This is a genomic window from Brucella pseudogrignonensis (assembly GCF_002252525.1).
Classification (GTDB): Bacteria; Pseudomonadota; Alphaproteobacteria; order Rhizobiales; family Rhizobiaceae; genus Brucella; species Brucella pseudogrignonensis.
Genome location: NZ_NNRM01000044.1, coordinates 81,064 through 105,365 on the forward strand (window position 1 = coordinate 81,064; position 24,302 = coordinate 105,365).

A 24,302-nucleotide genomic window follows, 5' to 3' on the forward strand; every position below is an offset into this window, starting at 1 on the left:
TCCACTTGGTCTGATTTGGGTGAGCGCATCTTGTGCAAGGGCTCGCCCAACTTGGGATGTGGCGAAATACAAATCCGAATATGTATTCGTTCAGACTAATATCGTAAATTTTGCGCCGCCTTAATATAACTTGACAAGTTCCAATCCATATATTATGTATTGAGCATCGATATTTTCTTGTTGAGTTTTGCTTATTGCGCGTTTAGCACCGCGTCTTGATCGAACCCCCTTTAAAAATCGTTTCCACTTAGCGTCATCGCGACGTTTGCTGTTTTTTTATTGCACCGAAAGGGTTCATCATGGCTACTGGCACAGTTAAATGGTTTAATTCAACAAAAGGTTTTGGCTTCATTCAGCCTGACAATGGCGGCGCTGACGCCTTTGTTCATATCTCTGCCGTTGAGCGCGCCGGAATGCGCGATATCTTCGAAGGTCAAAAGCTCAGCTTTGATCTGGAGCGCGATATGAAATCGGGCAAAATGTCGGCCTGCAATCTGCAAGCTGCTTAAATAGGTTTTCTTCTTTCCTCTGACCACGGATGTACTGGCAGAGATGAAAGAGGTTTACTTTTAAGGGGTCGAGTGCACGCTCGGCCCTTTTTTGTTGGCCTGCGCGTCGAATTCATGATGAGGTGTCAATGGTTGCGATCCGAGGAGATTAACCTTGGGATCGGTAGGATTGTAAATGTCGACGCTATCGGGCGTTCAAGCGCTGAGCCCATGCGCTACATGTTTGGTTTTCACATGGAGAGTTATGCAGTGACCGTAGAATATCCGAATGAGACGCTGTTCAAGCCGCTTATCAAGCATCCCGCGACCGTGAAGTCACGAACGGATCGCACCGCAAAGGCCATTGTGGATGAAGAAAAATCAGCGGCCTCTGCAAAAACCGAGCGATTGAGGGCGGCGAGGATCGCCCGAGATTCACTATTATAAGCCAACAAAGGAGATATTGTGCAAGTTATTGTCCGAGATAACAATGTCGATCAAGCCCTACGCGTTCTGAAAAAGAAACTGCAGCGTGAAGGTGTTTTCCGTGAAATGAAAGCCCGCCGGGCCTTTGAAAAGCCTTCCGAAAAACGCATTCGCGAGAAGGAAGCGGCTATCGCCCGGGCTCGAAAAGACGCGAAGAAGAAAGCGCAACGGGAAGGCTTGCTGCCAAAGCCGAAGAGGAAGCCTTTTGCAGGCAACACCCGACCATCGGCTAATGCGGATGGGCAAGCCCCATCTTAAGCGACCTTAAAACGGTCTTTCGTCGTGCTGATATTGCCTCAACACCCAGTCCTGACGTCTGACCGTCGGCCGGCCTCTTCGCAAAGAGCCTCGACAGGCTTGGATGCGTAACGGCGAGAAAAAGCGGCGGTTAAACCGCCGTTTTTCGTGTCTGATGTTCGCCGATCGGCAACGGCTTGTTGATCTTTGCCGTTGCAGGCCAGACGGGGCTTTTCATCTCCGTTTCGTCCTTGCCAACACCGTTTCGCGATCTTGCGCGTCGAGCGTTGCAATCGCGCGCGTCCTGTCGTTATCAGCTGCTGCAATCAGCAAGTCCCAAGAATTTTCGCGCAGGATATGTAAGGCACTTTAGAGGTCAATCAGCACGCTTTTCGATTTGCGATTTGCGATATAGGCATCGCGCCCGAGATCTTTACCAATCCCTGAGCTCTTGTAACCGCCGGTTGGCAAGATATGATCGCGCGAACGGCCATAGCGATTGATCCAGATGGTGCCTGCCTGCAAAGCCTTGGTAACGCGGATTGCACGCGATAAATCACGTGTGAACAAACCTGCTGCCAATCCGTAGGTTGGATGATCGGCATGCGCCAGCGCTTCATCCTCCTCGCGGAATGTCTGGATCGTCAGAACAGGACCGAAGATTTCTTCGCTCACAGCTGGAGAGCTTGCATCGACGCCGCGAAGCAGCGTCGGCTCATAAAAATAGCCGTCGCGATCCATCCTTTTACCGCCCACAACCTTTTGAGCGCCATGTCGGATGGCTTTCTGCACGATTTCGTCGATACGGCAGATCTGGCGTTCGGAAATTATCGGCGAATATTGGGTCTTTTCGTCCCAGGTCACCCCTGGAGTGACTTTCGCCATATGACAGGCGATCGCCTCGCTCAAAGCGTCAGCAATTTCTTCTGCAACAATGACGCGCGAACCAGCAACGCAGGCCTGTCCGGCATTGCTGAGAATTCCACGGGTGATAGCGGAAGCGGCCAGTTCAATATCCGCATCGGCGAACACGACCTGCGGGCTTTTTCCGCCAAGCTCCAGCGTCATCGGTTTGATACCGCAGCGCGCGATATTTTCCATAATCGCCGCGCCTGCCGCTGTTGATCCGGTAAAGCTTACCTTGGCAATATCCGGATGACCGGTGATGGCATTGCCAGTGGTGGGGCCATCCCCCAGAACAATATTGATAAGGCCCGCGGGAATGCCAGCCTTAACGGCGAGTTCTGCCATATAAAGCGTGGTAAAGGGTGTGATTTCTGACGGCTTGAGAACCACTGCGTTGCCCGCCGCCAGTGCCGGGCCAAGCTTCCAGCCCGCCATCGAAATCGGAAAGTTCCACGGTGTGATCGCCCCAATAACGCCGTAGGGTTCTGTTAACGTCATGCCAAAGCTGTTGGTGCTGGTTGGGGCGACCTCACTGCCTTCCTTGTCCGCAAATTCTGCAAAGAAACGGATCTGTTCAGCGGTAACGGCGATGTCCCCTTCAATAAGCTGCGCAATGGGCCGTGTTGAGGAGACCGCTTCCATCCGGGCCAGTGCCAGCGCTTCCTGTTCGATGAGGTCTGCCCAGCGGTGCATGGCATTCAGCCGTTCCCGCGGTCGACTATCCGCCCAACCGCTTGATTTCAAGGTTTCCTTGGCGCTTTGGACGGCGCGATCGACCAGCATCTCATCGGCGATCGGGCAGCTGGTATAAAGGTTACCATCCGACGGTCGGTGTATTTCTAGCCCGCCCGTCGCATCCAGACGTTCCCCCCCGATAAAATGATAAACCGGCAGTTCAAGCGTTTTGGGGTCGAAGCTTAATGTCATGTCGCACCTCGCATTTGTCTCCTCAAGCCTAGTGCAAGGCGTGCCGCATTTTCGGTTGAAAATGGCCGGCTGACGGAGGGCAATTGCGTCAAACGGGCTAAAGCGGCCGATTATTCTACTCAAAGCGGCCCTGACTTGCGGGCAGGTTTGAAATGCGCTCAAGCTGAAGAGCCGCACCCGGCAACCCGATGCAATAATCTGGCGCATCGAGCATCGAAGCTCTGCGCGATGCATGTTAAAGAAGCCTCTTGGCGTGATTTCCGCAGCCTTGCGGATTCAGGAGACCAGATGCGCGGCAAGGCCTTCAATCATTTGCTTGCAGGCCTGCATTTCTGCCAATTCGATATATTCATTTGGACGATGCGCGCGACTGATATTACCGGGCCCACAGATGATCGCATCAATGCCTGCCTGTTGGAACAGACCCGCTTCCGTGCCATAGCTGACGGCGGCCACGGTCTGTTGTCCCGTCAGCGCGACCATCAGCTCCGCGAGTGGGTTCTGATTTGAGATCGCGAAGGCTGGATAAGCGCTTAATGGGTGCCACAGAACGTCAAAGCCTTTGTCGCGCAAAGCGTATAATTCGGCCTTTACCGGTTCCACCAAGGCGATGGCCGACACATCAGGAATTGTCCGCACTTCAATATCGGCCGTGCAGCGATCAGGAATGATATTCACCGCCTGTCCGCCAGAGATGACACCAAACTGCAACGTGGATGAGGCCGGCTCAAAATCGGTGTCGGCTGGTCCGGTTTCCAAACTGCGCCCATAGGCGACAGCTTTCGAAATCACGCCTGCCATGGCATGCACGGCATTCAATCCCAAATCGGGCCGCGACGAATGGCCCGATCGGCCAATGATTTCAAGCCGCGCCGCGGCCTTCCCCTTATGGGCCCGGACAGGCTGCATTTGGCTCGGCTCGCCAATGATCGCTCCGACTGGCTTTGCACAAAGATCTGGAAGCGCTTTGAGCAGATGTGGAACACCCCGACAACCCGCTTCCTCGTCATAAGAAAAGGCCAGATGAACCGGCCGTTTCAGTGCCATGGAGGCGAGCATGGGCAGAGCTGCAAGCGCACAGGCCAGAAAGCCTTTCATGTCGGTGGTACCGCGTCCGTAAAGCCTGTCGCCGGCCCTGTGCAGTTTGAACGGATCCGTCACCCACTCTGCCTCTTGCGCAGGAACAACATCAGTATGGCCAGAAAGAACATAGCCCGGTACATTGCGTGGACCGATGCTCATCAACAGATTAGCCCTGTCCCCCTCCGGTCCGGTCAACACAGAGACGTCAGCACCGACCGATTTTGCATAGGAACTGATCCAGTCGACAATCGCATTGTTGTTGGTCCCAACAACGGATGGGAAGCCGACCAAAGCGGCAAGAATCTCTATTTCGTTCATATCAACCACACTTCATGTCAGGACATTGCACATCAAACAGCATAGTAGAGGAGAGAAGTCTTCCGTGCTGAATTCCAATCGTGTTTGAACAAAGATTTTAAAAACACCGTAACAAGGAGCAAATCCTGCGGAAATATCGCGGGCATGATGCGGCAGAATGGTTCTGCCAGGCGGCGATAAACAACCCGCTGCCGGGGTTTTTAGGGTGGCGGATACTGACAGCCTGACAATCACTGGGATCTGCGGTCAAGGACTTCTCCAGCAGCATCGCTGCAACCACAATCTGCCGGGCAGCAAGCGGAGCTCTGCGTTCCAGCACTGACAATCCGCGCGCAGCATCATAGCTTCCTCGGGTGGTCCCAATGCTCGATGGATACGCTTTCGCTGCTGGCCTCGCGAGGCGTTGATACCATCAGCCGGTCCTTTCCTGATACAAGAAGGGTGGCCACAATCTGATTTTATCAGGGAATATCCGAGCTTGTCCGCCTGCGGCAGCGAGACCATGAACACAGCTGCCTGAGAAGAACCGGGAAATTTCTACAATGCTCATCAGATGGTCCGGCTTCGGTATGCCCGCAGTTTTATGCTGATCGCAGGCATGGTCGGCGGAATTTTGCTGCGATGAATCCTCTTGCAAAGCATGGCCCTTCGTCGCGCTGCCTGTACCGCAAATGCACTCGGTCTTATCGTGGGAGCCGGCGCGAATTTGTTACCGGTATCTGTTCTCAAAAGGATTTGGTATGAGACCCACCACAGCTTTATCGATATGAGGATGGTGAGCTGAAGAGTGATTGGTGCGGTGGGAGGTGCCGCTCCCGCAGTCCATGGCTTGACCATGCAATCTGCTACCGCCAGAAAGCCCGAAGCCTCGCGTCTATGCGTGCAATTCCCCTCTTGTTTTATCAGGCGATTTTACTCGATGGAGATCTTGAAACTTAAGAACGCATTCCTAAATCGAGACCGTCAATCCGACTTAACACGTTCGATCAAATGGAGGTTTCGATGAGCGACCGTTTGTTTGACAGTCCTGTTTTCGTGAAGGACGGCCCTTTTCTTGTTCGCGAGATTGCAAGTCTCGGGGACGCTTTTGATTTTCTCGATCAATGGCCCGAGCACGACCGCGATTTGATCCATGAGACAGCGTGGAAGGCGTGCTGCGATGCTCACGACGGCCTCAAACCAGTCGATGCAGCAGAAGGCGCCATTCGGGGCTTCGCCAGCAAACGTGGGATTCTGGAAAAGCCAGATGTCGCAATTCCCTGGATGAGCAGTAAAAGATCTGGCGGCGGAAGAATGCAAGCCTAGGAGGGGATTATGCTCTATTTTCTGATCATTGAAGGAATTATCATCGCCGCTCTGAGCTATCTCGTAACAATGCTGGCTTGGAAAGAGATTAAATATCAAAGAAACCACACGCGGCGATTGCAGTCATGACCAAAAAAAGCCTCGGTCAAGCCGAGGCTTTTGTTTACACGATCGCCTTGAGAGAGTTTGAGTGGATCGACTAATTTGCAGGCGCTGACTGTTCACCGTTGTTCTGCGGGCTGGCCCCATAATAATAGGGCGTTGCGACGATGAACGCGAGCACAACTGCCACCGCCAACACAAATAACACAACAGACTTTCGCATCTCGTTCTCCATAAAAAGATGAAACGTGCTACGGCGCAGCTTGTTCCTTCGGGTCAGGCCTATAGGTGAGCAGCCAAGGACTGCTATCGATTGGGTGACAACTTTTCGATGATCTTGAGGCCAGGTCATCCTCTTTCAAACAAAGGCGCTGAGCGGGCGTGCGCCAGAAATTGCGCGTATGCTGCGATTTTTTCAAGCGCTGCGATACTCTTGAAATCAAGTGACTATAAGAATGCGGGAGAGCAGTGGCAGAAACCATCATCAAGCTCTATGATGGCATACAGCGCGACATCGTGGACGTCGCTGAAGTTTCTTGCCGCGCAGCGCAAGAGCGTCAGATTGAATGCCGTGAGGGGAGTCACACGCTGTTCCTAGGAAGAGCTTAAGGATTTGAACCCAAATGCCATTGGGTCTCATTCAGATCCTCTCGCGTTTTGCCACCTATTTCAAACAGTCTGCTGGAGGCACAGTTGAAAAGAATTATGCGGCGATGGGATGACGTCGAGAACTATATTTCCGAGGATTACGTGATCGCATTTCAAGAGGTCTTAAAGACCGCTCTCAAGGAGAAGGCAATGTCCCATTCCGATCTGGCTGAACTTCTCCGTGTATCGAGATCCCGCGTCAGTCAACTGTTCATGGAGGGCACGAATCCGTCAATCCGATATGTCGGCTTGGTCCTGTTTCGACTGGGATATACAATGGAGTTCAAGAAGCAGGAGAACGGCTCAGGGGACAAGTGAGCCTTGCGGTGAAGCCTCGGCCTGAATGATCATCCCGAGATTGCGGAGTTTCTTCCTGGGGGGTGAGCGGCAGACGACACGGTGATGCTGCGGCAAGCCAGAGCATGATATTCGCTGATGCGACGCGCATTTTTTCAGGGTGTGTGGTTTGCAAACACCTCTCTTCCTTTGCCAGGGGACTGGCGATGCTCTTAATCTTGCGCCTAACCTCATCTCAGCGGTCCTCAGCTGGTGAACACCCAACAATTTGCGAATTGCGCTTATGTTTTTCTAAGTGCAGGCTAACAGCTAAACATGTCTCCCGATTAGACCCTGGCTTCGGCGGGTTTCTTCTAAAATGATGAGAGACTGCTATGGATCGACGCGAATGCTGCCTCTTGTGGCGATGCGGAGGCGCATAGGTCCCGGTGCTTGATGGGGGCATTGGGGCCAGTTCCAGACAGACATTCCACCTGCGCAGATAGGGTGGATTTCACTCCCATGCTACCGCTGCGGCCTTTGATCCGCACGAGCCGGTGACAGTGCCAGGTCCGTGTCTTCTTTCAACCGGGTCACTACCACTGGAAAAATACAGGGATGAAAACCATGGATGCCATCAAGGGCGAAGCGCAGCAAGCCCTGATATTCCTCCCACACTCTTACGATTGTTGGCATCAGGCCATTATGGTTTAAGCGGATATCGCTTGCTTTATTCATTTTGCAAGCGCTGCACTCTGGTGATACTTGCCTCCAAGCAATCACGGTTTACCAGAGTGCCCCCCTTACTTCTGCTCACCTGCTTCTTCTCACTTGCTTTTCTCAATCGCTATGTCTGCATTCAGTTGATCAGGCAGCTTGTTGTTGCTGTCGGTCTTATCGCGTTGATTGAAATCCGCGACTAATTCTGCCCTTATGGCACAGTCGTGCGCGCTTGACGAAGCAGGGATGCAGCACAGCCCCCCACATGCATAGCCGTGGCTGTCTTGAATAGGAGCTCAGAACAACCGAGGATGGCGCAGCTTGCGTCGGAGTGGCGACAGGCATTTATGCATAGCGCTTGGGAAAGCCGATCTCAAAGCGAAGCTCGATTGAAGCGATGAAGCGCAGACGCGTTGCCCTATGCCAATCCGACCAGAGGCAAAACCTTCACGGCAACTGCTATTTCATAACGCGAAGGCGCAATAGTTCGGTGAACGGGATGAGGATGATGTGCCGATAGGCGGGGCATTGCGCATAGATGCCCCACGACGGGTTGTCGTGAGGCATCCATTCTATCAGCATCGCTTAGCTATAGGGTGAGTTACAGACGGCACGGCGACCAACACTTGGGACATAGGTGTTGTCGGACGCACGATAGGTGCGGTAGCGCGAAGAACACCATTGATAATGACGATTGTCATAACCACGCGCTGCTGGCCGCTGATTGTTCAAAGCGCCACCAACGACCGCGCCCGCTCCAAATGCCGCCAGGGGATACCACCAGCCATCTGAATGGCGCTTATAGCCACGACGATGTTCGCGATAGCCACGATGACCATTGTGCCATCCGTCGCGATGCGAACGTTTCCAATTGTTACGACGTTCGTCGATAATTCGTCTGTGCTGAACCTGCTGAACTTGTGATGAATTGATAGCTGCATCCGAGGTCGGATACAGAGGCGAAGCAATCACCGGGGTGAAGGAGGTTGCAGCAACAGCAAAACTTAAAGCCGCAATCCAGGATTTCTTAAACATCGGAGCTCCTTATATTGTTTCAGCAGGTTAACTGAAACCGCTCCATATTGTTCCCAAATGAGCCTCGCTCCGCCACTGAGCATCAATGCTTGTGGATGGCTTTCTGCTATAAACCCCGTGACTGACACGCGGCGTCGAGATGATATCGCTTTTACCGTGTCCGATCATCAGCTGGCGCAGCTGCAGCGCAAGAAAAAACCCCGGAGGTCAGCGCGCGACCTGGCCGGGGTTGCACGATCGCCAGAACGATGTTCGGTTGACAGCGCCGCCGATCATCCCAGAAAGACGCGCAAAAGGCCAGAGGATAGAATGAGACATTTCAAGCTGATAGGCACTTCGTGATCCCGTGAAAACCCAGGATTGCGTCAATCCCGCATGAATGCCCAACAAAAGCCCCGGCAAACCGTGAAGTCTGCCGGGGCTCAGCGTTTGAGTGGTTCTGATATTCACCAACGCGATCGCAGGATAGCAGCAATTGAATGATTGAAAACAAAATAGTGCGGACCGCGGCTGGCTGAAGATCACGTTCGAATGATCTGGATATTTTCGCTCGTGACAGCCTTCCGTCAATAGTGATCTCAGCCGTGAAGGCGAGTCAGAAGGCTACTGGCACGGCTGGCCGGACCGAACTGCACTTAAAAAATAGGATCGAGTTCGGTCGCCGCGATCTTTGCCATTGGCAATCAGCGCTCATCAGACAGGGAGATAAAAAAGGTGCCGTCGAGCTCTACCGCGAGGAAACGCTTGTTGATCTCAGCCAGGGTCTTGTCCGGATCAATGTCCGCGAAGCGTTCGGGGTTAATCCATTTGGCGAAACACTCAAAAATCACCACATTCAATGCAGAGATCGACAGTTGATGGGAGATCCCATGGACGCGTTTTTGCGCGACAGCGTGCAGGTCCCGTCGGATTGTCGTATCGACCAGCGTGTTAAGCGAGCTGCGTGCCACATCTTTTGCGACGTTGCCGCCGATTGTCAGACTGGCTTGCGACGATATTTGTGGCACGCCGGTGGCAATGTAGACTGCCGGGTCGGTTTCCAACACATATTCGGGATTCAATCTGCCTTCATAACCAGCAACCGCACTGGCACCGATGCTGATCCCGCCGGCAAGCGCAATATTCTGGGTCATGCGATTATCGCGGCCTGGCGTCGAACAGCAGCTTGAACTGGCAAATCCATCCACCAGTACCGTGGGTCGCGTGGTGACATTTTGCAACGATCCGGTGATCGCTGCATAATGATCGCGCACGAATCTTGCGTAGTCTGCCGCCGGAGCGGCACGACCAATGGCCTCGCCCAGCAGTGCGATGGAAAAGGCTGTGGCGTCCTGTGGTAAGCGTTGGTCATTCACCGGGCCATCCAGGAAGATGACGGGAATGGCGGCGGATGCAAGCAGATCGACGATCTCCTGCCAGCCCGGTTGCCACTGATGGATGACAACCAGATCCGGCCTGGCGCTCAGGATACTCTCGACAGATGTCTGCGTGGGCTGCAGCGCGCCGACCGTCGGGATCGCGTCAATAGCGGGGAACTTTGCGCGGAACGCCGCTAACATGCCCGGGTCGATCCGTTGCGGATTGGCCCAACCGGCTATAAGCGAGACGGGATCGGGATCAATCAGCGCCAGTGACAGCAGTAGCAGGCTTTCATTGGTGACAATGCGTTTTGCCGGGGCTTCCAGACGCACTGTCCGGCCGGCAGCATCGGTGATGACGATCTCAGCACGTGCCGGATGAGACAGCAGCAAAGCGAGGCCTGCAAAGGCAAGCCCCAGCTTGATGATGAACCTACGGTATGCGCCAGGGGTTTCGAGCATCTTCACCAGCTATATCTCAGGCTGGCATTGATCGCCCGGCCTGCTCCATAATTGCAGCTCCCGCCCGTGTCGTTGAGACAATGGGACACATATTTCCTGTCAAACAGATTGCTGGCGTTTACCCGCAGCGTCATCCCCTCGAGCTCCTTCTTGACGGCGCCAAAATCAAGTTCAGCGCCCAGATCAACCAGTGTTTGGCCGGGAATGCGAAGTTTTTCCAGATATTTGCTGTCGGTCTGATAGGAGGACCAGCCGCGGATACCGGCATTCAGCGAGAGGCCGGGAATAAAGGCCGGGCTATAGCGGACCCAGATGCTTGCCTGATGTTCCGGCAGTCTGAGGATTTCGCGGCCTTTTTCGACGGCGAGATTGGATTCAAGTATTTCGGAATGCGAATAGGCATAGGAGCCCAGAAGTTCGATTTCCTGGCTCAGTTCCATCTTGCCTTCAAGTTCGACGCCACGGACCCGCTGCCGGCCAGACTGAATATAGCCCGTCTGAATTCCGCTTGTCAGATAGGGCGTCAGTGCATTTTTGATATCAAGATTAAACAGCGATATTGCCACCATGGCGTTGTGGGCAACCGGTTCATATTTGATCCCGACTTCGAATTGCCCGGCCTGCTGCGCCTTATAGGGCGTTTCGAATGCATCCACACCCAGTAGAGGCGTGAACGTGGTGGAATAGCTCAGATAGGGCGCAAGGCCATTGTCGAAGAGATAGCTGAGCCCGGCCCTCCCCGACACCTGGCCTTCCTCATTCTCGACAAAGGCCTGTTCCGGCTTTGCACGCCTGTTAAAGGTGGAGATTTCCGACCGATCATAACGCAGGCCCAAAGTGGCAATCAGCCGATCGTAGCGGATCTGATCCTGTAGATAGACACCGAGCTGACGCTGCTTCTGCAAGGCAGAGGCTGTGTAGGCGGGATAGGCAATGGAAATGCCGCCATAGTGCGGATCAAGATAATCGAGCGGCGGCACACCTGCCGTTGCATTGCCGAAATTGCGATCGGAGCTGGCATTGATATATTCCAGACCGAACAGCAGCGTATGGTCGAGATGGCCGGTCTCAAACCGAGCCTCAGCCTGGGTATCGACGCTGAATGCGCTCAGTGTATCTTCCGAGGCACCCGAAGCGCGATTGAGTGTGTGACCGTCGGATTGGTAGGCAAAGGCGGGATTGACCAGCACAAGAAACATGTCCTGGCTCGACCGGCTGTAGCGCAGGTTCTGTCGGATGCTCCAGTTGTCATTGAACTGGTGCGAGAATTGATAGCCGAGCGTATAGAAATCGCGGTTGAATTGATTGGCTTCAGGGTCGCCGAGATAAAGATCGCGCGGGATTTGTCCGTGGGGATTTTTGAGCAATGTCCCTGTCGCAGGATAGAAGCGAGGATTGAAGATTGCGCGATCACGCTGGTAATAGCCACTCAGGGTGAGCGAGGTATCGGTTGAAGGGCTCCACGTCAAACTCGGGGCCAGCATGAAGGATCGATCCCGTTCCTGATCGATCTGGGTGTGCATGTTGCGCCATTGCCCGACAAAGCGATAAAGAAAGTCGCCATCCTTGGTTACCGGCCCGGTTGAATCAACCGATGTCTGCACGCCGCCGAAGGCCGACGTCCCGATCACGACCTCATTTCTTGCTGTCTGCTGCGGGCGTTTGCTGACATAGTTGACAAGTCCACCGGGCATCGTGCGTCCATAGAGGACAGATGCCGGCCCTTTGATAACCTCGATCCGTTCGAGCGCATAGGGATTGACGCTGGGTGTTGCGTAGCTGCTTGGGTCACCCGGAAGTGCGAGCCCATCCATCCAGATGGTGCCATAGGTGTTGAAGCCGCGAATATTGAGCCAGTCGTAGCGGATGTCATATCCATTGGCTTCGGAAAGAATCCCGGGCGTATAGCGGAGCGCCTGCGGCACGCTATCCGCCCCCTGTGCATCCATCTGTTGCCGGGTGACGACGCTCAAAGCCTGCGGTGTTTCCAGCAGAGAAGTGCTGGTTTTCGATGCAGCGCGGCTTTTCTTGGCGACGATCGAATGATCGGGGCCCGTCGGACTTTCGCCTTTAGCATCAATGGTGATCGTTCCGAGCACTGTCGCGGCTTCGTCCTGTTGTTGCGCCAGGGCGGAATGGGTTGCCAGCAGTCCGATGGCTGTCGAGAGCATGAGAAGCCGTGACAGTCCGGCGCGATGCCGTTTCGGAGCCCTTTTGATATTATGATAGGCAGCAATCCACTGTGTCACGGAAACCTCGTTCTGATGCTTTGTTCAAGGCCGCAGATAAAGCGGTTGCAAACACAACCGATTAAACTTGACCTTTAAAATCATATTAAGTTACGAATAGAGAAAGCATCGAGCTATGCGCAATTCGCCAAGCTTTGGCAAAGACAGAAAAACCTTTGCCGGAGGCAAAAAACGTGAGGCTGAGTTCAGACAAGGCAGCATGCGAGCTCACCGAAGGGTCAGGCGGGTTGCAACATCGGGTGTGGCAATCGCATTGAAGGGTTTTTTCTGATGACATCGCCCCAACACGCACTTCCGGCACCATCCGTTGACGCGAGTCATAAGAAGCTGCTGGTACGTGATTTTCTGCAGCGGGATGGCGTGACATTGGAAAGTCCGGACGACCGGCTTTCACCCGAAGACACCTTGATCGAGGGACAGTTCATTCATGAAGAATTGCGGCCGGGGCTTTTCTTGCATGTGAGCGACGCATCGGAGGAACGGGCATTTACTGCCTCCTCGCATTTACCGGCCGGTCTTTCCTGTATTTTCTTCCTCGACGGCGCAGTCGATATGAAAATGGGCGAACGAGCGTTCCATTTTGAGGGAAACGCTCAGGCTCTGGAGGGTACAGCGATCATGAATGCCCGCGCAGATAGCTTTCAGCGCAGTTCGCCTGGCGGCCAGCGATTGCGGCATCTGGTGGTTTCGGCCACACCGGAATGGCTGGATATTGACGGATTGCAGACCGCCTCAGAAGGTGACACCCCCCATTTTTTGCGGGATCATCTTGCCAGTCATCACTGGACCGTAACGCCGCGAACCCTCCAATTGTTGCAGCAGATTGTCATGCCACCACATTTGACGCCCGCTTTGCGAAAGCTGTTCTTTGAGAGCCGTGCCGTTGAAATCGTGGCGGAGGCGCTTTGCGCGATGACGCGGGCAGCACCACAGCAGCCGTCGACACCTGCTTTAAACCGGCTCGACCGTTTGCGGCTTGCGCGCGCAAAGGATTTCATTGCCGAGAACCTTGCGGAACCGCTCAATGTGCCGACGATAGCCCGCGCAGCCGGTATCAATTCGGGCGGCCTGCAACGGTTGTTTCAACTTTGCGAGGGTGCAAGCGTCTTCGATTATATCCGCAGGTCTCGTCTCGACACTGCCTATCATGCGCTTGTTTCAGGAGAAGTGCCTGTTTCACGCGCAAGTTTGCTCGCGGGCTATACGCGTCCAGAAAACTTCGCCACAGCCTTTCGGCGCCAATTCGGAATGAGCCCACGCGAGGCGCAAAAGAAGGCCCATCGAAACTGAGCCGGAAGAGCTGCGCCTGCGGCGCTTTGATTTTATCAATCCAAGGGACGTAGGATCTGCGTCGATAGCTGATGATTGCCGTGCATCTCATTGATGCCGCGCGCAGCTTTCTCCGCCTGATCGAACCAGGAAGCGACCGGACGCAGCTTCAACTGCAAACCCGGTCTCATGAGTGTTGGAGATTTGAAGCAGCCCCGCAGCCGCTAGAAGCTTGCGGTCAGCGATGCATAGAATGTCCGGCCGGGTCCGGGCTGCTGCACGAGACTGAGCGGATCGACATAATATTGATCCGTCAGATTTTCGACCCGGACACTGGCTGTGTAATTATCGTTGATTTTATATTCTGCGAAGATATCGACCAGCGTATAGGGTTCCCATTCAATGAGCCTGATAAATTGTGACATGCCCTGGGCGGTGGCGTCGCCATGGCCGATCGCTCTGCTTGATACATGCGAGATGCGGCCACCAAGGGTGAGAGCATCCTCCATGAGTTTCTGCGACAAGGTGAGATCGATGCCATATTTCGGTGGCACGGCATTGGTGGAATAATCAGCGTAAAGCGACTTGTCTTCACAGCTATCCGCAGTGCGACAGAACTCGACATTGAGATAGTAGTTTGCAGCCAGTTCCGCGCTGAAGCCGCCAAGTTCATAGCGGGTCGAGAGCTCAAGTCCAGAGAAGCGTGCACGGTCGATATTGATGATACGCATGCCCGGATAGATCTTGTTGGGGTCCCGATACCATTCGCGGGCAATATAGTTTTGCACATCCCAGTTGAAATATCCTAACTTGACCATTGTCTGATCACTGTCTGCGAGAAGACTATCCTCGATCAGATTGACACCCAGCTCCCAATTATTGGAGCGCTCTGACTTGGTGTCCGCATTCACGTTCATACTGAATGCGGTGACCGATTCCATAATGCTGGGTGCACGCAGTGTGCTGGAATAATTGGCATAGAACTGCGTGCCCTTTATCGGCTCAACCGTCACACCAAAAGAAGGACTAAAGCCCCCTTCCCTGAAAGCTGCGGTCGAATAATCCATTTCCGGGAGCTTGACGGCTGGATCGCTTCGGTCTTGTGACCACATATGGGAGTAACGCAGCCCGCCATTCAGCGTCAGCCAGTCCACCGGCTTGTAGCCCGCCTTGATATAGCCTGCAGCCTCTTCTCGCTTGCCATCACGCAGATCAAGCCAGGTATCCCATTTGCGCGTGCCTTCGGATGGCGCGGTATCCTCGAGCTTGTAGGATGCCCCATAGGTGAGAACGAGATCACCATAGGCTGTAGAAAAATGAGATTCATTGCTGATATCAGCCCCCCAGGTCAAAAGATCTGGACCGGATTTAAATCCGGAGGGTGCGTTCGCGCTGCCGCCATAAGCCGGCGGGCTGCGCTGTTCGAGACGGGTGACCCAAAGATTGGATTTGAGATTGATCACATCATTGTCTTCCGGGTTCCAGCGATATTTGAAAGTGCCGGTATGGATATCGGCATCGGTGGTTTTGCTTTGCTGCCGGGCCTGCGCGCCAAGCCCGTTGAGATTGGAAGCCATGCGATCGCCAGAAATGCTCTTGAACCCGGTGTAACCGAGCTGAATGCTGTGCCCGTCACCAAATTTGAGCTTGCCTTTCAAAAGCCAGGAGCCTGTCTCAAGCTGAGTATTGAGCACCTGTTCACCGGCACGGTAATTGGTGAGCCCGCTGTGCTCCATGTATTGCGGATACCACATCCAATTGTAGGGGTCATCGGGATTGAGTTGGCACGACAATGTGTTGCAGACCGAGGTGGGTCCCCTGTCATTGACTTGCGCCGCTGAGCCGTGCTTGCCTGCATGATAGTTTCCGCGTTTGCGGTAGGCATAGCCTGCAAGCAATTCAACCTGCTCATCCTTCATTGCCGCAACGATGCTACCGGAACCGTTTGTGGGTTGCAGGAACGCCGGCCGGTTCATCGTGCCCTCTCCACTCGTGACCGAAGGCACAAAAAGACTGTCATAATCAGGCAGTTCCGGATCGTCGATCTTGGGACCGGCATAGCCCTTGTTGATCACTTGATATCCGGCAACCGTGTCACCGACAGTTTTGCTCGAATTGGTGCCAAATCCACCCTTGACGCGAATGCCAAAGCGATTGCCCTCCTTGACAATGTCACCGGCCTCGACGGTGCGCATGGCGACGGTGCCCGCGATACCACTTGATGCGGCATCAGACCCTTTCTGGATCTCGACACCTGCCAGCAGGTCAGGATCGACAAAGGTTCGATTGGATATACCCTGATAGCCCTGATAGATATTGATGGCGTTTTCCGCACCATCAATGGTGGTTTTGACTCGCCCCATGCCCTGCATGCCCCGAATATTCACATCGATCGAGCCTGCTCCATTGCGGGCTTCAGCGGACATCACGCCGGCAGTTCCGCGAAAGATATCGGCGGGACTCGAGCCGCGAAACCGATCAATGGTCTGCTCGGAAATATAAGCGGTGGGTGCAGCCGTGGAATAGGGTGCATCTGCTGCCGCAATGCCCTGGCCGCCAGTCACGGTGATCGTGTCAAGGAGCGTCGTTCCTTCCGCCTGAAATGCCGCGTCCTGCTGGCCGATCGCTGCGATGGACACGGATTTTTCGCCAGTGAAGCGGTAGGACAGCCCGCTCCCTGACAGCAATCGTTCGAGCAAGTCTTCTGCAGTGTAATTGCCCTCGATCGCTGGCGCCATCTTGCCGAGCGTCAAGGAAGTAGTATAGGCAATCTTGTAATTGCTGGCGCGCGCGAAGGCTGAGAGCGACGAGGCGAGAGATTGAGCGGGGATATGATAGGGAACCCGGTTTTGCGCTGTTTGCGCAACAGCATAGCCTTCACCAATGGCTACAAGTGGCATGATTGCCGTTGTGGCAACCAGAAAAGCCTTCAGCCATTTTACCCTCATCAACATTCTCATGATATTCTCCTGTCCGCAAAACGCCAGACGGGATCGCGCTGGTAGTCCGATGATGCTGCCCGTCTATAGCTGAGACCGGTCTGGTTCAGAAAAACCTCAATTGGCGAGCGCACTATTTTGAAGGGCGCTTAGGCAGGCAGAATGACCGTCAGATAGCGGGAGTAATGACGACTGCGGATCGGCAGCCCGGCCTGCAGCGTATTAAGCGAAGCGACTGGGTCGTGGAGATCAAGCACGGTGTTGACCCTGAGTTTGGCAAGTGAGGGGTCACGGAGATAGATGAGGCCGGGATACCAGGCAGCAAGTGCGGCGATGATATCGCCTAACGAGCGGTCCTGCGCGATATAGACGCCGTCCCTCCATGCAGTTGTCACAGCGCTTTCCTGAAGGACGACCGGACCAATGGCCCCCATTTTATCGATGGAGACGGACTGGCCTGCCGCGATTTGGCGGGTTTGGCCCGATTGAGATCGCACCAGCACGGCGTGTTCCGTCACCGCAACCTCGGCCAAAGCATCAACTAGGTTTTTGGAGACATCAAAGGCCGTCCCCAAGGCGACCACCGAACAGTCTCCGATCCGCACTTCGAACGGACGGGCAGGATCTGCGGCGATTTCGAAATAGGCCTGCCCCTCATACAGGATGACTTGCCTCAACGCCGGAGCGAGTTTCACATCGATGGCGGAACGCGCATTGAGGAAAATGCGGGAGCCGTCGTCAAGGTTGATGGTCCTGAGATCAGCGGTCATGGAAACATAATCAGCAGAAATCTGCCGCAGAAGTCCGCTGCCCCAGAGCGCGCCACCGACTGTGCTGACAGCACTCACAACGGCAATGCCTTTCAGCACATGGCGACGGGAAACCGGAGCTTCGATGGGCGATAGCCGCATCAGTCCATTGTTCGGGTCGACATGGAGCCCTGACATGGCGTTCCAGAGTGCTTCCGCCTGCTCAGCTGCCTGTTCGTTTAAAAGGCTTGATGATCTCCATGCGGCGAAGGCCTTGAACTGCTCGGGATCAGATTCTCCGGAATTGAGTTTGACAATCCAGTGTAGCGCCTGTTCGGCAAGATCATGGTGATCCTCCGTCATTGTTTTGGCGGGCATCCCGTCCCTTCTCATCTTGCGTCCTGTTGTCTAGACGGTTTAGAGGCGTGAAAACATCAAAGCTTTGATCAACACTCGCTATCTTCGGTGAGGAATTTGCGGCAGTGCATCAGAGCCCTGACTACGTGTTTTTCGACCATACTGACAGAAATGCCAAGCTGTTGGGCAATCTCGCGATGCGAATAGCCCTGATATTTGTTCATGACGAAGGCAAGGCGGCAGGCTGTGGGAAGGTCATTGAGCGAGACGACGAAGACCGCCAATTGCCGCCGTTGCTCGTAAAGCTCGAGCGTATTATCGGCAACTTCAGCCTCGTCGAGGCTGTCCAGGTCGACACGGTAATTGCGCTCACGCTGTTGGCGCAATGTAAAATCGATGGCTGCATTGCGACAGGCACGAAACAGGTAGGACCGGGGATGCTCAATGGGTGTGGTATCGGTTCGGGCGCACAGCCTTAGCCAGGCATTCTGAACAATTTCCTCGCCATTGTCGCGACTGCCGACCAATCGGGCAGCGAAACGTACCGCTTCCCTGTTATGAAGACGAAACAGGCCATTCAGCCAGGAAGTCAAGGAACGGACCATCACACGTACCTGTCGTAACGATAAGATTTTGTAGTGACCGCGATCCAAAAGCCTGCAGGCATGGCATGAGATCTGGCACGATAAATACTTAACCGCGTTTGTCATATTTTAATTGGCATTGTCAACATCTGCCGAGAGGTGATGCACGGACTTGTGGTAAAGCCCTGCAAAAAGCTGATACTTGAGCACAACGAAGCCCGAAATCACCAATCTTGTTTTGGGCTGAGACAAAGTCCGGAGATCATTGCGCATAGTGGAGTTGCTGCGTAGCGGGCAATAATCTGGCACTTTATCCTGCGTGGACCGGCGCAGTCTGCCGCGAAGAACATTCGCAATATGCTCAACGTGAACAACGGCAATACGCTGGATACCAATCCTTACACTCTCTTGCAGACGAGAAACGCAATTGATGGCCTTCAAAAGAATGAAGCTAACCCGCAGGTGTCAAGAATACTCACTGAAACGCGGCAGATGATCGATGATAGCTTGGCGCAGCATGTTCCGGGTATCAAAATGGCCGACGCTCAGTTTAGAGAACTTGCACGACAGAATGAAGGGCTTCGGATCGGTGTAAAGGCGCTCGACAGTGGGCGCGAGGCGCTACGACCTGAGGAACTCCAGCAGGAGGCTCTGGACGGCGTTAATCCAGAAGGCCTAATGGTTGGCCCATCTGCAAAAACGTTCCGTATGCAGCAAGCCGCCCGTGCCGATATTGACCGTCAGATCGGGACAAAGGCGAACGACTTGGTTGCGCTCAAAAACATAATTAAGGGAGAGGGCGACTGGAACCGTGATCGAATGGGGATGCTGTTCGGTCAGGACCGTACGAAAGATGCACTTGATCTTCTCGACAGGGACGCATTGTTTGCTACGACAAAAAACGACGTCCTGGGCAATAGCTACACGGCAGCACGACAAGCAGCTCAGAGAGACTTTGCACCGCCCGCGCCCCCTGCTTTCGGTGTAAAGGAGGCGTATTCTGCTCAAGGAGCATTAGGGGCATTGCGAGCAGCCGGAGTAAGAACCGTTGGTCATGTGATGAAATTGATCCAACAGCAGGCGATTGAAAAGAGGAACACGCAGATCGCACAGGCACTAACCAGCAATCGGCCTGCATATCTTGAAGCTATGAACCTGTTGCAGAACATGAAAGTGGGCGCTCCACAGGTTCAAAAGGTCATTGAGGCCATTACGATGGATCGAGCAACTAAAGGAGGAAATATGACGCACCAATTACTTTCTCGCCTCGATGCGCTGGCAAATTAGGGCAATGGCGCCCGTCACCATCATTCCGAAGATCGTGCCCCAACCAAAGCCATGACCAAAAAAGTCTACGAGTGACGTGGTTCCCATGCTGATGAAGTGCATGATCAGCGCCATGACAGCGACAACGATAAGATAAAGGATTGCGTACATCTTCATTCCTTTCAAAACTAAAGGGAATGTAGTGTATCGCTGTCGCTAATTGGTATCCCTAGAAGATGGATAGCTCTATCAATCGTGAAGCTTGATTGATCTCGAAAGAGATTCATTGCAGTGACGGAAATCGTCGAGTGTCTTTTCTCCCCTATAGTGCTCACCATTGGCATTGGTATCAAGTACAGACAGATCGACATCGAAATAATTTTCTAAGTCATTCTTTTCTGTCTTGTAACCGATGCGTAACTTTCTTTTTTCAAGTGAGTTAGATAAAATCTCCGCTGATTTTACCAAATCAAACCAGCTAATAACTCCTCCTTGCGCCCCTTGAAGCTTCTTATGCTGAAACTTTAAGTTTGTCGCAAAGTCTATATCAATATATATGTAGAATCTATATGAAATGGGTCGATTTCAACACCAGAAGAAAAATCGCCTATTGATGCAAATCAGCTAGTTAACACCAATAATTCTAAATTTTTATTTTCCCTGTTGAGCCCTATTCCGATAGAGCCCGCAAATGTATTTTGTCTATTTTTTCCAAATATTTCAGGATGGTCAATAACACTATAAATTATAGAGCACCCAACTAAGTTGCCGTTTTCCATATTTGGTTGAAAACTTGTTGATATTGTTCCGTCGAGAGGCATCGCCGATGCCGCCGCAGTCATGGCGGCAAGCCACATCAGTGAAAGCTGTGATCTCATCATTCCCTCCATCAAAAACAGAGGGAGCTTATTCGAGGTTGCGCGCTAATAGGTATCGCTAGGAGTTGGGGAGCTAGGATTAAGCTACGTGGGCGGCTTTCTCCACAACGTCCGGTGCGTCCTCAATCACTTTCAACAAGAGACGCGCGGTTGGGTCGGGCTTACGGCGACCTTGCTCCCAATTGTTCATTGTGGCGGCGGGAATGCCAAACCGACGTTCAAACTCTTTTGTTGAGCGTGCGTGGCGTTTACGGATTTCTTTAATGCGAGAGGCTGGCATTGGATCGATATTCCGAACCTCAAGCGCGACCTCGCCACGCTTCCAAGCCAATGCTTCTTTGAGGCCTTCAAGGATGCCGTCGCCAAAATCTTTGTTTTTGTCAGCCATTGTTCAACTCCTTAAGGGCTGCAAGAATTGCTTTCTTCTGTTCAGGAGAGAGGTTTTCTTGCTCATTCTTAGCATACGCTGTCAGCATAATTGCAAGATCGTCTGAAAGCATCAGGTAATAATAGCTCTGCTGCCGCCGCTCTTTCCTCTCCCCTGCATTGCAAAGCGAACTTTCCGTACGCCCTCAAGGCCGGGAATGACCGCTCCGACCTGTGGGTCGTTTGCTATGCTCTGCTCAAGAGCGTCTTGATGGCGCTCTGATAGCCGCAGTCTGCGCAGGTCTTTTGTGTAGCGATGCGTACGAACTATTCTCATATTCGTTATTTATACGCCAATGGCGCACGATGCAAGTAGAATAATGCGCCGATGGCGCAATTTTATCGCCGTCCATTTTGGGCGGCTTTTTTTATGGAGCAAACGAAAGGTTCTGTTGCAAAAATTTTATTTGCACGGAGCACTGCTTAGCTCTGGACGCAATTATGCTGCGAGTACTTCGAACTGTTGTTTGATAGAGAGTGCTTTCTGATATTCAAAGATGCATTGTTGTTTACGCATCATGTGAATGAGTTCGATACCGGCAAGCGTGATGCCCGCTGCGGTTTCTGACTTGAAACCAAGCATGGAGCGTGTGCGTCGTTTGATGCGACGATGATCCCGCTCAATCGTGTTGTTCATATATTCACTGCAACGAATGGCAATAGGTTTTCCAGTCTGGCTGAGCCGGCTCTCTGCATCGCATTGTACTATAGCTATTCTGTTGGTCTCGCTTCCATCGATGGCAATGCGCACTGGCCTGCCGTGGCGGGCCAGGGCCTTGCGTATAAAGCGTTCAGCAGCGGTCAGATCACGATGTTTGCTGAAATAGAACTCAACCGTATCGCCATTGCTATCGATGGCACGATATAAGTACAGCCACTCTCCTTTGACCTTGATGTAAGTCTCATCGAGGTTCCATTTGCGTGTGACCTGCCGCTTCTTCCGATTGAAACATTCAGGCAGTTTTGGACTAAAGCAGATGACCCAGCGATGGACGGTTGAATGGTCCAGATCAATACCGCGCTCCGCCATCATTTCCTTCACATTGCGAAGGCTCAAATTGTAAACCAGATACCCCCGAACACAAAGCAGAATGACGGATTTATCAAAATGGCGACCTTTGAACATCTAAAATACTCAGCTGATTAAAAGCCGAAATACTATCAGTCCATCCGTTGATGAAAAGTTTGCAACAGAACCTCTTGGCTTCCTAGGAATTCAGAAGCATCGAAGGGAATTGTCTCTATAGGCTTTACGCCTCCTTCGCCACTTTTATGGCTTCCTTGATGTCTTTCTTTTGGTAGGCCTTGTCGCCACCAGAAAGCAGAATGATTAGGACCTTGCCGCGTTGTCCGAAATATTCGCGATAACCGAAGCCCGTAATCCACACGCAGTTCACCAATACCAAAAAAAGTTTTGAACCACCGAAAAGGCCTGCCGTAACTTAACGATACGCTGCCGCACTGCGCTTTCTGGCGCGATCCTCTTTGAGTTTTTTGTATGCAGTCCAGGAACTGAGTGGTTTGGCAAACTTCGATCAATTGTCATCGACAAGTGACACAGAAATAATTTTTTATGAAAGCTACGGGTTCTACCGTCCAGTCTGGGGGGCTTTTTTGGACGGACAATAGGCATGCATTTGTCGCATTGCACGATAGGGAAGGTCGAGGGTTTAATTGCGGCGACTTAGACCTGACAGGCTATCCGGCTCATTGCTACGTCCCCACGTTTATACCCTTGACGCGGTGCATCGGACTTTTCATTAATCACATGTGCCGAGAGTGCTTCATCGAGCCTCAGCAGCTTCCAACCGGTACGCTCATTGCTATTGCTACCGCCTCTGACCTGCCAAACGCGCGCGATTTCGTTGCCTTCTTTCGAAACGCCAACAGCATGGACTTCGACAATTCTCGTAAATCCATCATATCGAAGTTCAAGGCAATTTTGAGCACGCAGAGCATTGCACCAAACTGAGTTGAGCATAATTTCCCTCCGGTAGATTTAAGACAAAGCAAGCTGAGTCTCAGCCTTTCTACAATCCCCTATTATTTCGTTGCGTATTAGCCAGCCGCCCGAGGCTCGCAAACGAGGCCCACTACCCATTTCGGTCTGCAACAAAAAGCATTGTGACCTCGCTGCGCCTTGCGATATCGCTTGGCCGCTGTGCAGTCTTAGGGAGCCACTATGCCCGGCCGCCGACAAACCTGATTATTGGAGAGGCGCGCAAAGAACAGTTCAAGGTCCGCCGCTGCTTTTTTTGCCGTTCGATCAGCTCCGACTTTGTTGCGGCTCGCCCAAAAAGCCAGCCCTGCACAATCAGGTCAGGATTGATTTCTGCCAACATGTTTTCCTGTGCCGCGGTTTCCACGCCTTCAACAATCAGTTCGACCCCGCTTGCCTGCGCAAATATCTGCATTGCGCTGATCGCGGCGGCGGCGACAGGCATTTTAAGAAAGGATGCATCAAGTTTGCAGCCGTCGAAGGACAGGTGCAGCAAACGCGTCATGCTGGAAAAGCCCGCGCCAAAATCGTCAACATAGACCTGGTATCCCAGGTTCCGTAACTCGCAGAGATGGAGGCCGATCTCGTCGAGCGGTGCGGACTGCCTTTCGGTTATTTCCAATGCCACTGCTTGCGCAGGCATGTTAAAGGCAAGCCGCTTCAACCGATCGCAAAGCGTGCCAGTCGCAAGATCCGGTGCAGAGATATTGATGCTAATGCGAAAATCACGGTCCATTGCCTGAAAAGACGGCCAATCATCGGCAACCCGCGCAATCACGTAATCGGTGAGCACCGCAATCATGCCGGTTTGCTCGGCCCGCGCGACGAGGCTTTCAATGCTGGTCTTGCAGCCGGGCCAGCGCAGCAAAGCTTCTGCTCCAATGATCCTGTGATCGCGCAACCGCACAAATGGCTGGTAATGAACTTCAAGTTCACGGTTCTCAAGCGCCGCCGACAATTTGCGTCTGAATGAAACATCATCCGCAAACCACAGCCAAGCTGCACCTGCACAGAACAGCGGCAGAATACCCGAGACAATTGCGATTTTACTGCCCGGCAGCCCGGCGGCAAACAACAAGCCAACTTGCGCCAATAGGGTCAAAACCAGACCTGTGCCAATGATGATCCGTATTTTTGCGATCCGGTTCACAAATATAGTCCTCAGAAAGGCGTCTCCTTCGCAATTTGCGCGAAGGAGACGATCCCTGCATCCCTTGCGGGGGCGCTGCTAGATG

Annotated in this window: 23 protein-coding genes; 7 read left to right on the top strand and 16 right to left on the bottom strand. The window is 53.1% G+C overall.

All coding sequences use genetic code 11. The features are described 5' to 3' along the window. Positions 1 to 299: 299 nt before the first annotated feature. From CEV34_RS20405 to rpsU, 3 genes are all read left to right on the top strand, one after another. Complete coding sequence (locus CEV34_RS20405) at positions 300 to 509, top strand: cold-shock protein (protein WP_007880793.1); 210 nt, start codon at positions 300 to 302, stop codon at positions 507 to 509. Between the two features lie 219 nt (positions 510 to 728). Further along, complete coding sequence (locus tag CEV34_RS26820; protein WP_374891537.1) at positions 729 to 935, top strand: hypothetical protein; 207 nt, start codon at positions 729 to 731, stop codon at positions 933 to 935. A gap of 18 nt (positions 936 to 953) precedes the next feature. After that, complete coding sequence (gene rpsU / locus CEV34_RS20415; protein WP_007880795.1) at positions 954 to 1,232, top strand: 30S ribosomal protein S21; 279 nt, start codon at positions 954 to 956, stop codon at positions 1,230 to 1,232. Positions 1,233 to 1,580: 348 nt separating this feature from the next. On the opposite strand, the gene CEV34_RS20420 is transcribed toward rpsU, so the two are convergent. Further along, positions 1,581 to 3,044 carry an aldehyde dehydrogenase family protein gene (locus CEV34_RS20420; protein ID WP_094544387.1) on the bottom strand — a complete coding sequence of 488 codons (1,464 nt, stop codon included), beginning with the start codon at positions 3,042 to 3,044 and terminating at the stop codon, positions 1,581 to 1,583. A 276-nt stretch (positions 3,045 to 3,320) separates the two neighbouring features. Next, the gene (argE, locus tag CEV34_RS20425) at positions 3,321 to 4,445 is read right to left on the bottom strand and encodes an acetylornithine deacetylase (RefSeq protein ID WP_094544388.1); all 1,125 of its coding nucleotides are present in this window, start codon (positions 4,443 to 4,445) and stop codon (positions 3,321 to 3,323) included. Between the two features lie 1,002 nt (positions 4,446 to 5,447). Here argE and CEV34_RS20435 point away from each other — a divergent pair. After that, on the top strand, positions 5,448 to 5,750 hold the full coding sequence (locus tag CEV34_RS20435) for a DUF982 domain-containing protein (protein WP_007880798.1): 303 nt from the start codon (positions 5,448 to 5,450) through the stop codon (positions 5,748 to 5,750). A 199-nt stretch (positions 5,751 to 5,949) separates the two neighbouring features. On the opposite strand, the gene CEV34_RS27590 is transcribed toward CEV34_RS20435, so the two are convergent. Continuing rightward, positions 5,950 to 6,075 (bottom strand): hypothetical protein, encoded by a 126-nt coding sequence (locus CEV34_RS27590; RefSeq protein WP_268877857.1) that lies wholly within the window; start codon positions 6,073 to 6,075, stop codon positions 5,950 to 5,952. A 470-nt stretch (positions 6,076 to 6,545) separates the two neighbouring features. Between CEV34_RS27590 and CEV34_RS20440 the strand changes: the two genes are divergently transcribed. Next, positions 6,546 to 6,818 carry a helix-turn-helix domain-containing protein gene (locus CEV34_RS20440; protein WP_143853456.1) on the top strand — a complete coding sequence of 91 codons (273 nt, stop codon included), beginning with the start codon at positions 6,546 to 6,548 and terminating at the stop codon, positions 6,816 to 6,818. A gap of 1,263 nt (positions 6,819 to 8,081) precedes the next feature. Here the strand turns inward: CEV34_RS20440 and CEV34_RS20450 are convergent. The 3 genes from CEV34_RS20450 to CEV34_RS20460 all read right to left on the bottom strand — a co-directional run bounded on the left by CEV34_RS20450 (position 8,082) and on the right by CEV34_RS20460 (position 12,600). Further along, on the bottom strand, positions 8,082 to 8,531 hold the full coding sequence (locus CEV34_RS20450; protein WP_007880801.1) for a BA14K family protein: 450 nt from the start codon (positions 8,529 to 8,531) through the stop codon (positions 8,082 to 8,084). 683 nt (positions 8,532 to 9,214) lie between these two features. Then, on the bottom strand, positions 9,215 to 10,351 hold the full coding sequence (locus CEV34_RS20455; protein ID WP_235819141.1) for an ABC transporter substrate-binding protein: 1,137 nt from the start codon (positions 10,349 to 10,351) through the stop codon (positions 9,215 to 9,217). Positions 10,352 to 10,353: 2 nt separating this feature from the next. Further along, a complete protein-coding gene (locus tag CEV34_RS20460; RefSeq protein ID WP_094544391.1) occupies positions 10,354 to 12,600 on the bottom strand; it encodes a TonB-dependent siderophore receptor in 2,247 nt (748 codons plus the stop codon). 270 nt (positions 12,601 to 12,870) lie between these two features. Between CEV34_RS20460 and CEV34_RS20465 the strand changes: the two genes are divergently transcribed. Further along, entirely contained in the window at positions 12,871 to 13,890 is a 1,020-nt protein-coding gene (locus tag CEV34_RS20465; protein ID WP_094544392.1) for a helix-turn-helix domain-containing protein, read from the top strand. A 203-nt stretch (positions 13,891 to 14,093) separates the two neighbouring features. On the opposite strand, the gene CEV34_RS20470 is transcribed toward CEV34_RS20465, so the two are convergent. The 3 genes from CEV34_RS20470 to CEV34_RS20480 form a co-directional block, all read right to left on the bottom strand. Then, entirely contained in the window at positions 14,094 to 16,829 is a 2,736-nt protein-coding gene (locus CEV34_RS20470) for a TonB-dependent receptor (protein WP_235819132.1), read from the bottom strand. Positions 16,830 to 16,957: 128 nt separating this feature from the next. Beyond that, positions 16,958 to 17,935, bottom strand: a complete 978-nt coding sequence (locus CEV34_RS20475; RefSeq protein ID WP_094544394.1) for a FecR family protein — start codon at positions 17,933 to 17,935, stop codon at positions 16,958 to 16,960. 68 nt (positions 17,936 to 18,003) lie between these two features. Continuing rightward, complete coding sequence (locus tag CEV34_RS20480) at positions 18,004 to 18,519, bottom strand: sigma-70 family RNA polymerase sigma factor (RefSeq protein WP_007880811.1); 516 nt, start codon at positions 18,517 to 18,519, stop codon at positions 18,004 to 18,006. Between the two features lie 336 nt (positions 18,520 to 18,855). On the opposite strand from CEV34_RS20480, the gene CEV34_RS20485 reads away from it, so the two are divergent. After that, the gene (locus tag CEV34_RS20485) at positions 18,856 to 19,785 is read left to right on the top strand and encodes a hypothetical protein (protein WP_094544395.1); all 930 of its coding nucleotides are present in this window, start codon (positions 18,856 to 18,858) and stop codon (positions 19,783 to 19,785) included. On the opposite strand, the gene CEV34_RS20490 is transcribed toward CEV34_RS20485, so the two are convergent. The 7 genes from CEV34_RS20490 to CEV34_RS20525 all read right to left on the bottom strand — a co-directional run bounded on the left by CEV34_RS20490 (position 19,753) and on the right by CEV34_RS20525 (position 24,217). Beyond that, positions 19,753 to 19,935 carry a hypothetical protein gene (locus CEV34_RS20490; protein WP_007880816.1) on the bottom strand — a complete coding sequence of 61 codons (183 nt, stop codon included), beginning with the start codon at positions 19,933 to 19,935 and terminating at the stop codon, positions 19,753 to 19,755. The two genes, CEV34_RS20485 and CEV34_RS20490, sit on opposite strands and share 33 nt — an antisense overlap. 449 nt (positions 19,936 to 20,384) lie before the next feature. Further along, positions 20,385 to 20,642 (bottom strand): hypothetical protein, encoded by a 258-nt coding sequence (locus tag CEV34_RS20495; protein WP_094544396.1) that lies wholly within the window; start codon positions 20,640 to 20,642, stop codon positions 20,385 to 20,387. 79 nt (positions 20,643 to 20,721) lie between these two features. Next, positions 20,722 to 21,030, bottom strand: a complete 309-nt coding sequence (locus CEV34_RS20500) for a helix-turn-helix domain-containing protein (RefSeq protein ID WP_094544397.1) — start codon at positions 21,028 to 21,030, stop codon at positions 20,722 to 20,724. A 477-nt stretch (positions 21,031 to 21,507) separates the two neighbouring features. Further along, on the bottom strand, positions 21,508 to 22,194 hold the full coding sequence (locus CEV34_RS20510; protein WP_094544398.1) for an IS6 family transposase: 687 nt from the start codon (positions 22,192 to 22,194) through the stop codon (positions 21,508 to 21,510). Between the two features lie 124 nt (positions 22,195 to 22,318). Then, the gene (locus CEV34_RS20515; protein WP_231194167.1) at positions 22,319 to 22,456 is read right to left on the bottom strand and encodes a type II toxin-antitoxin system RelE/ParE family toxin; all 138 of its coding nucleotides are present in this window, start codon (positions 22,454 to 22,456) and stop codon (positions 22,319 to 22,321) included. 296 nt (positions 22,457 to 22,752) lie between these two features. Next, entirely contained in the window at positions 22,753 to 23,049 is a 297-nt protein-coding gene (locus tag CEV34_RS20520; RefSeq protein ID WP_007880821.1) for a hypothetical protein, read from the bottom strand. Positions 23,050 to 23,248: 199 nt separating this feature from the next. Next, a complete protein-coding gene (locus tag CEV34_RS20525) occupies positions 23,249 to 24,217 on the bottom strand; it encodes an EAL domain-containing protein (protein WP_179253603.1) in 969 nt (322 codons plus the stop codon). Positions 24,218 to 24,302 lie beyond the last annotated feature (85 nt).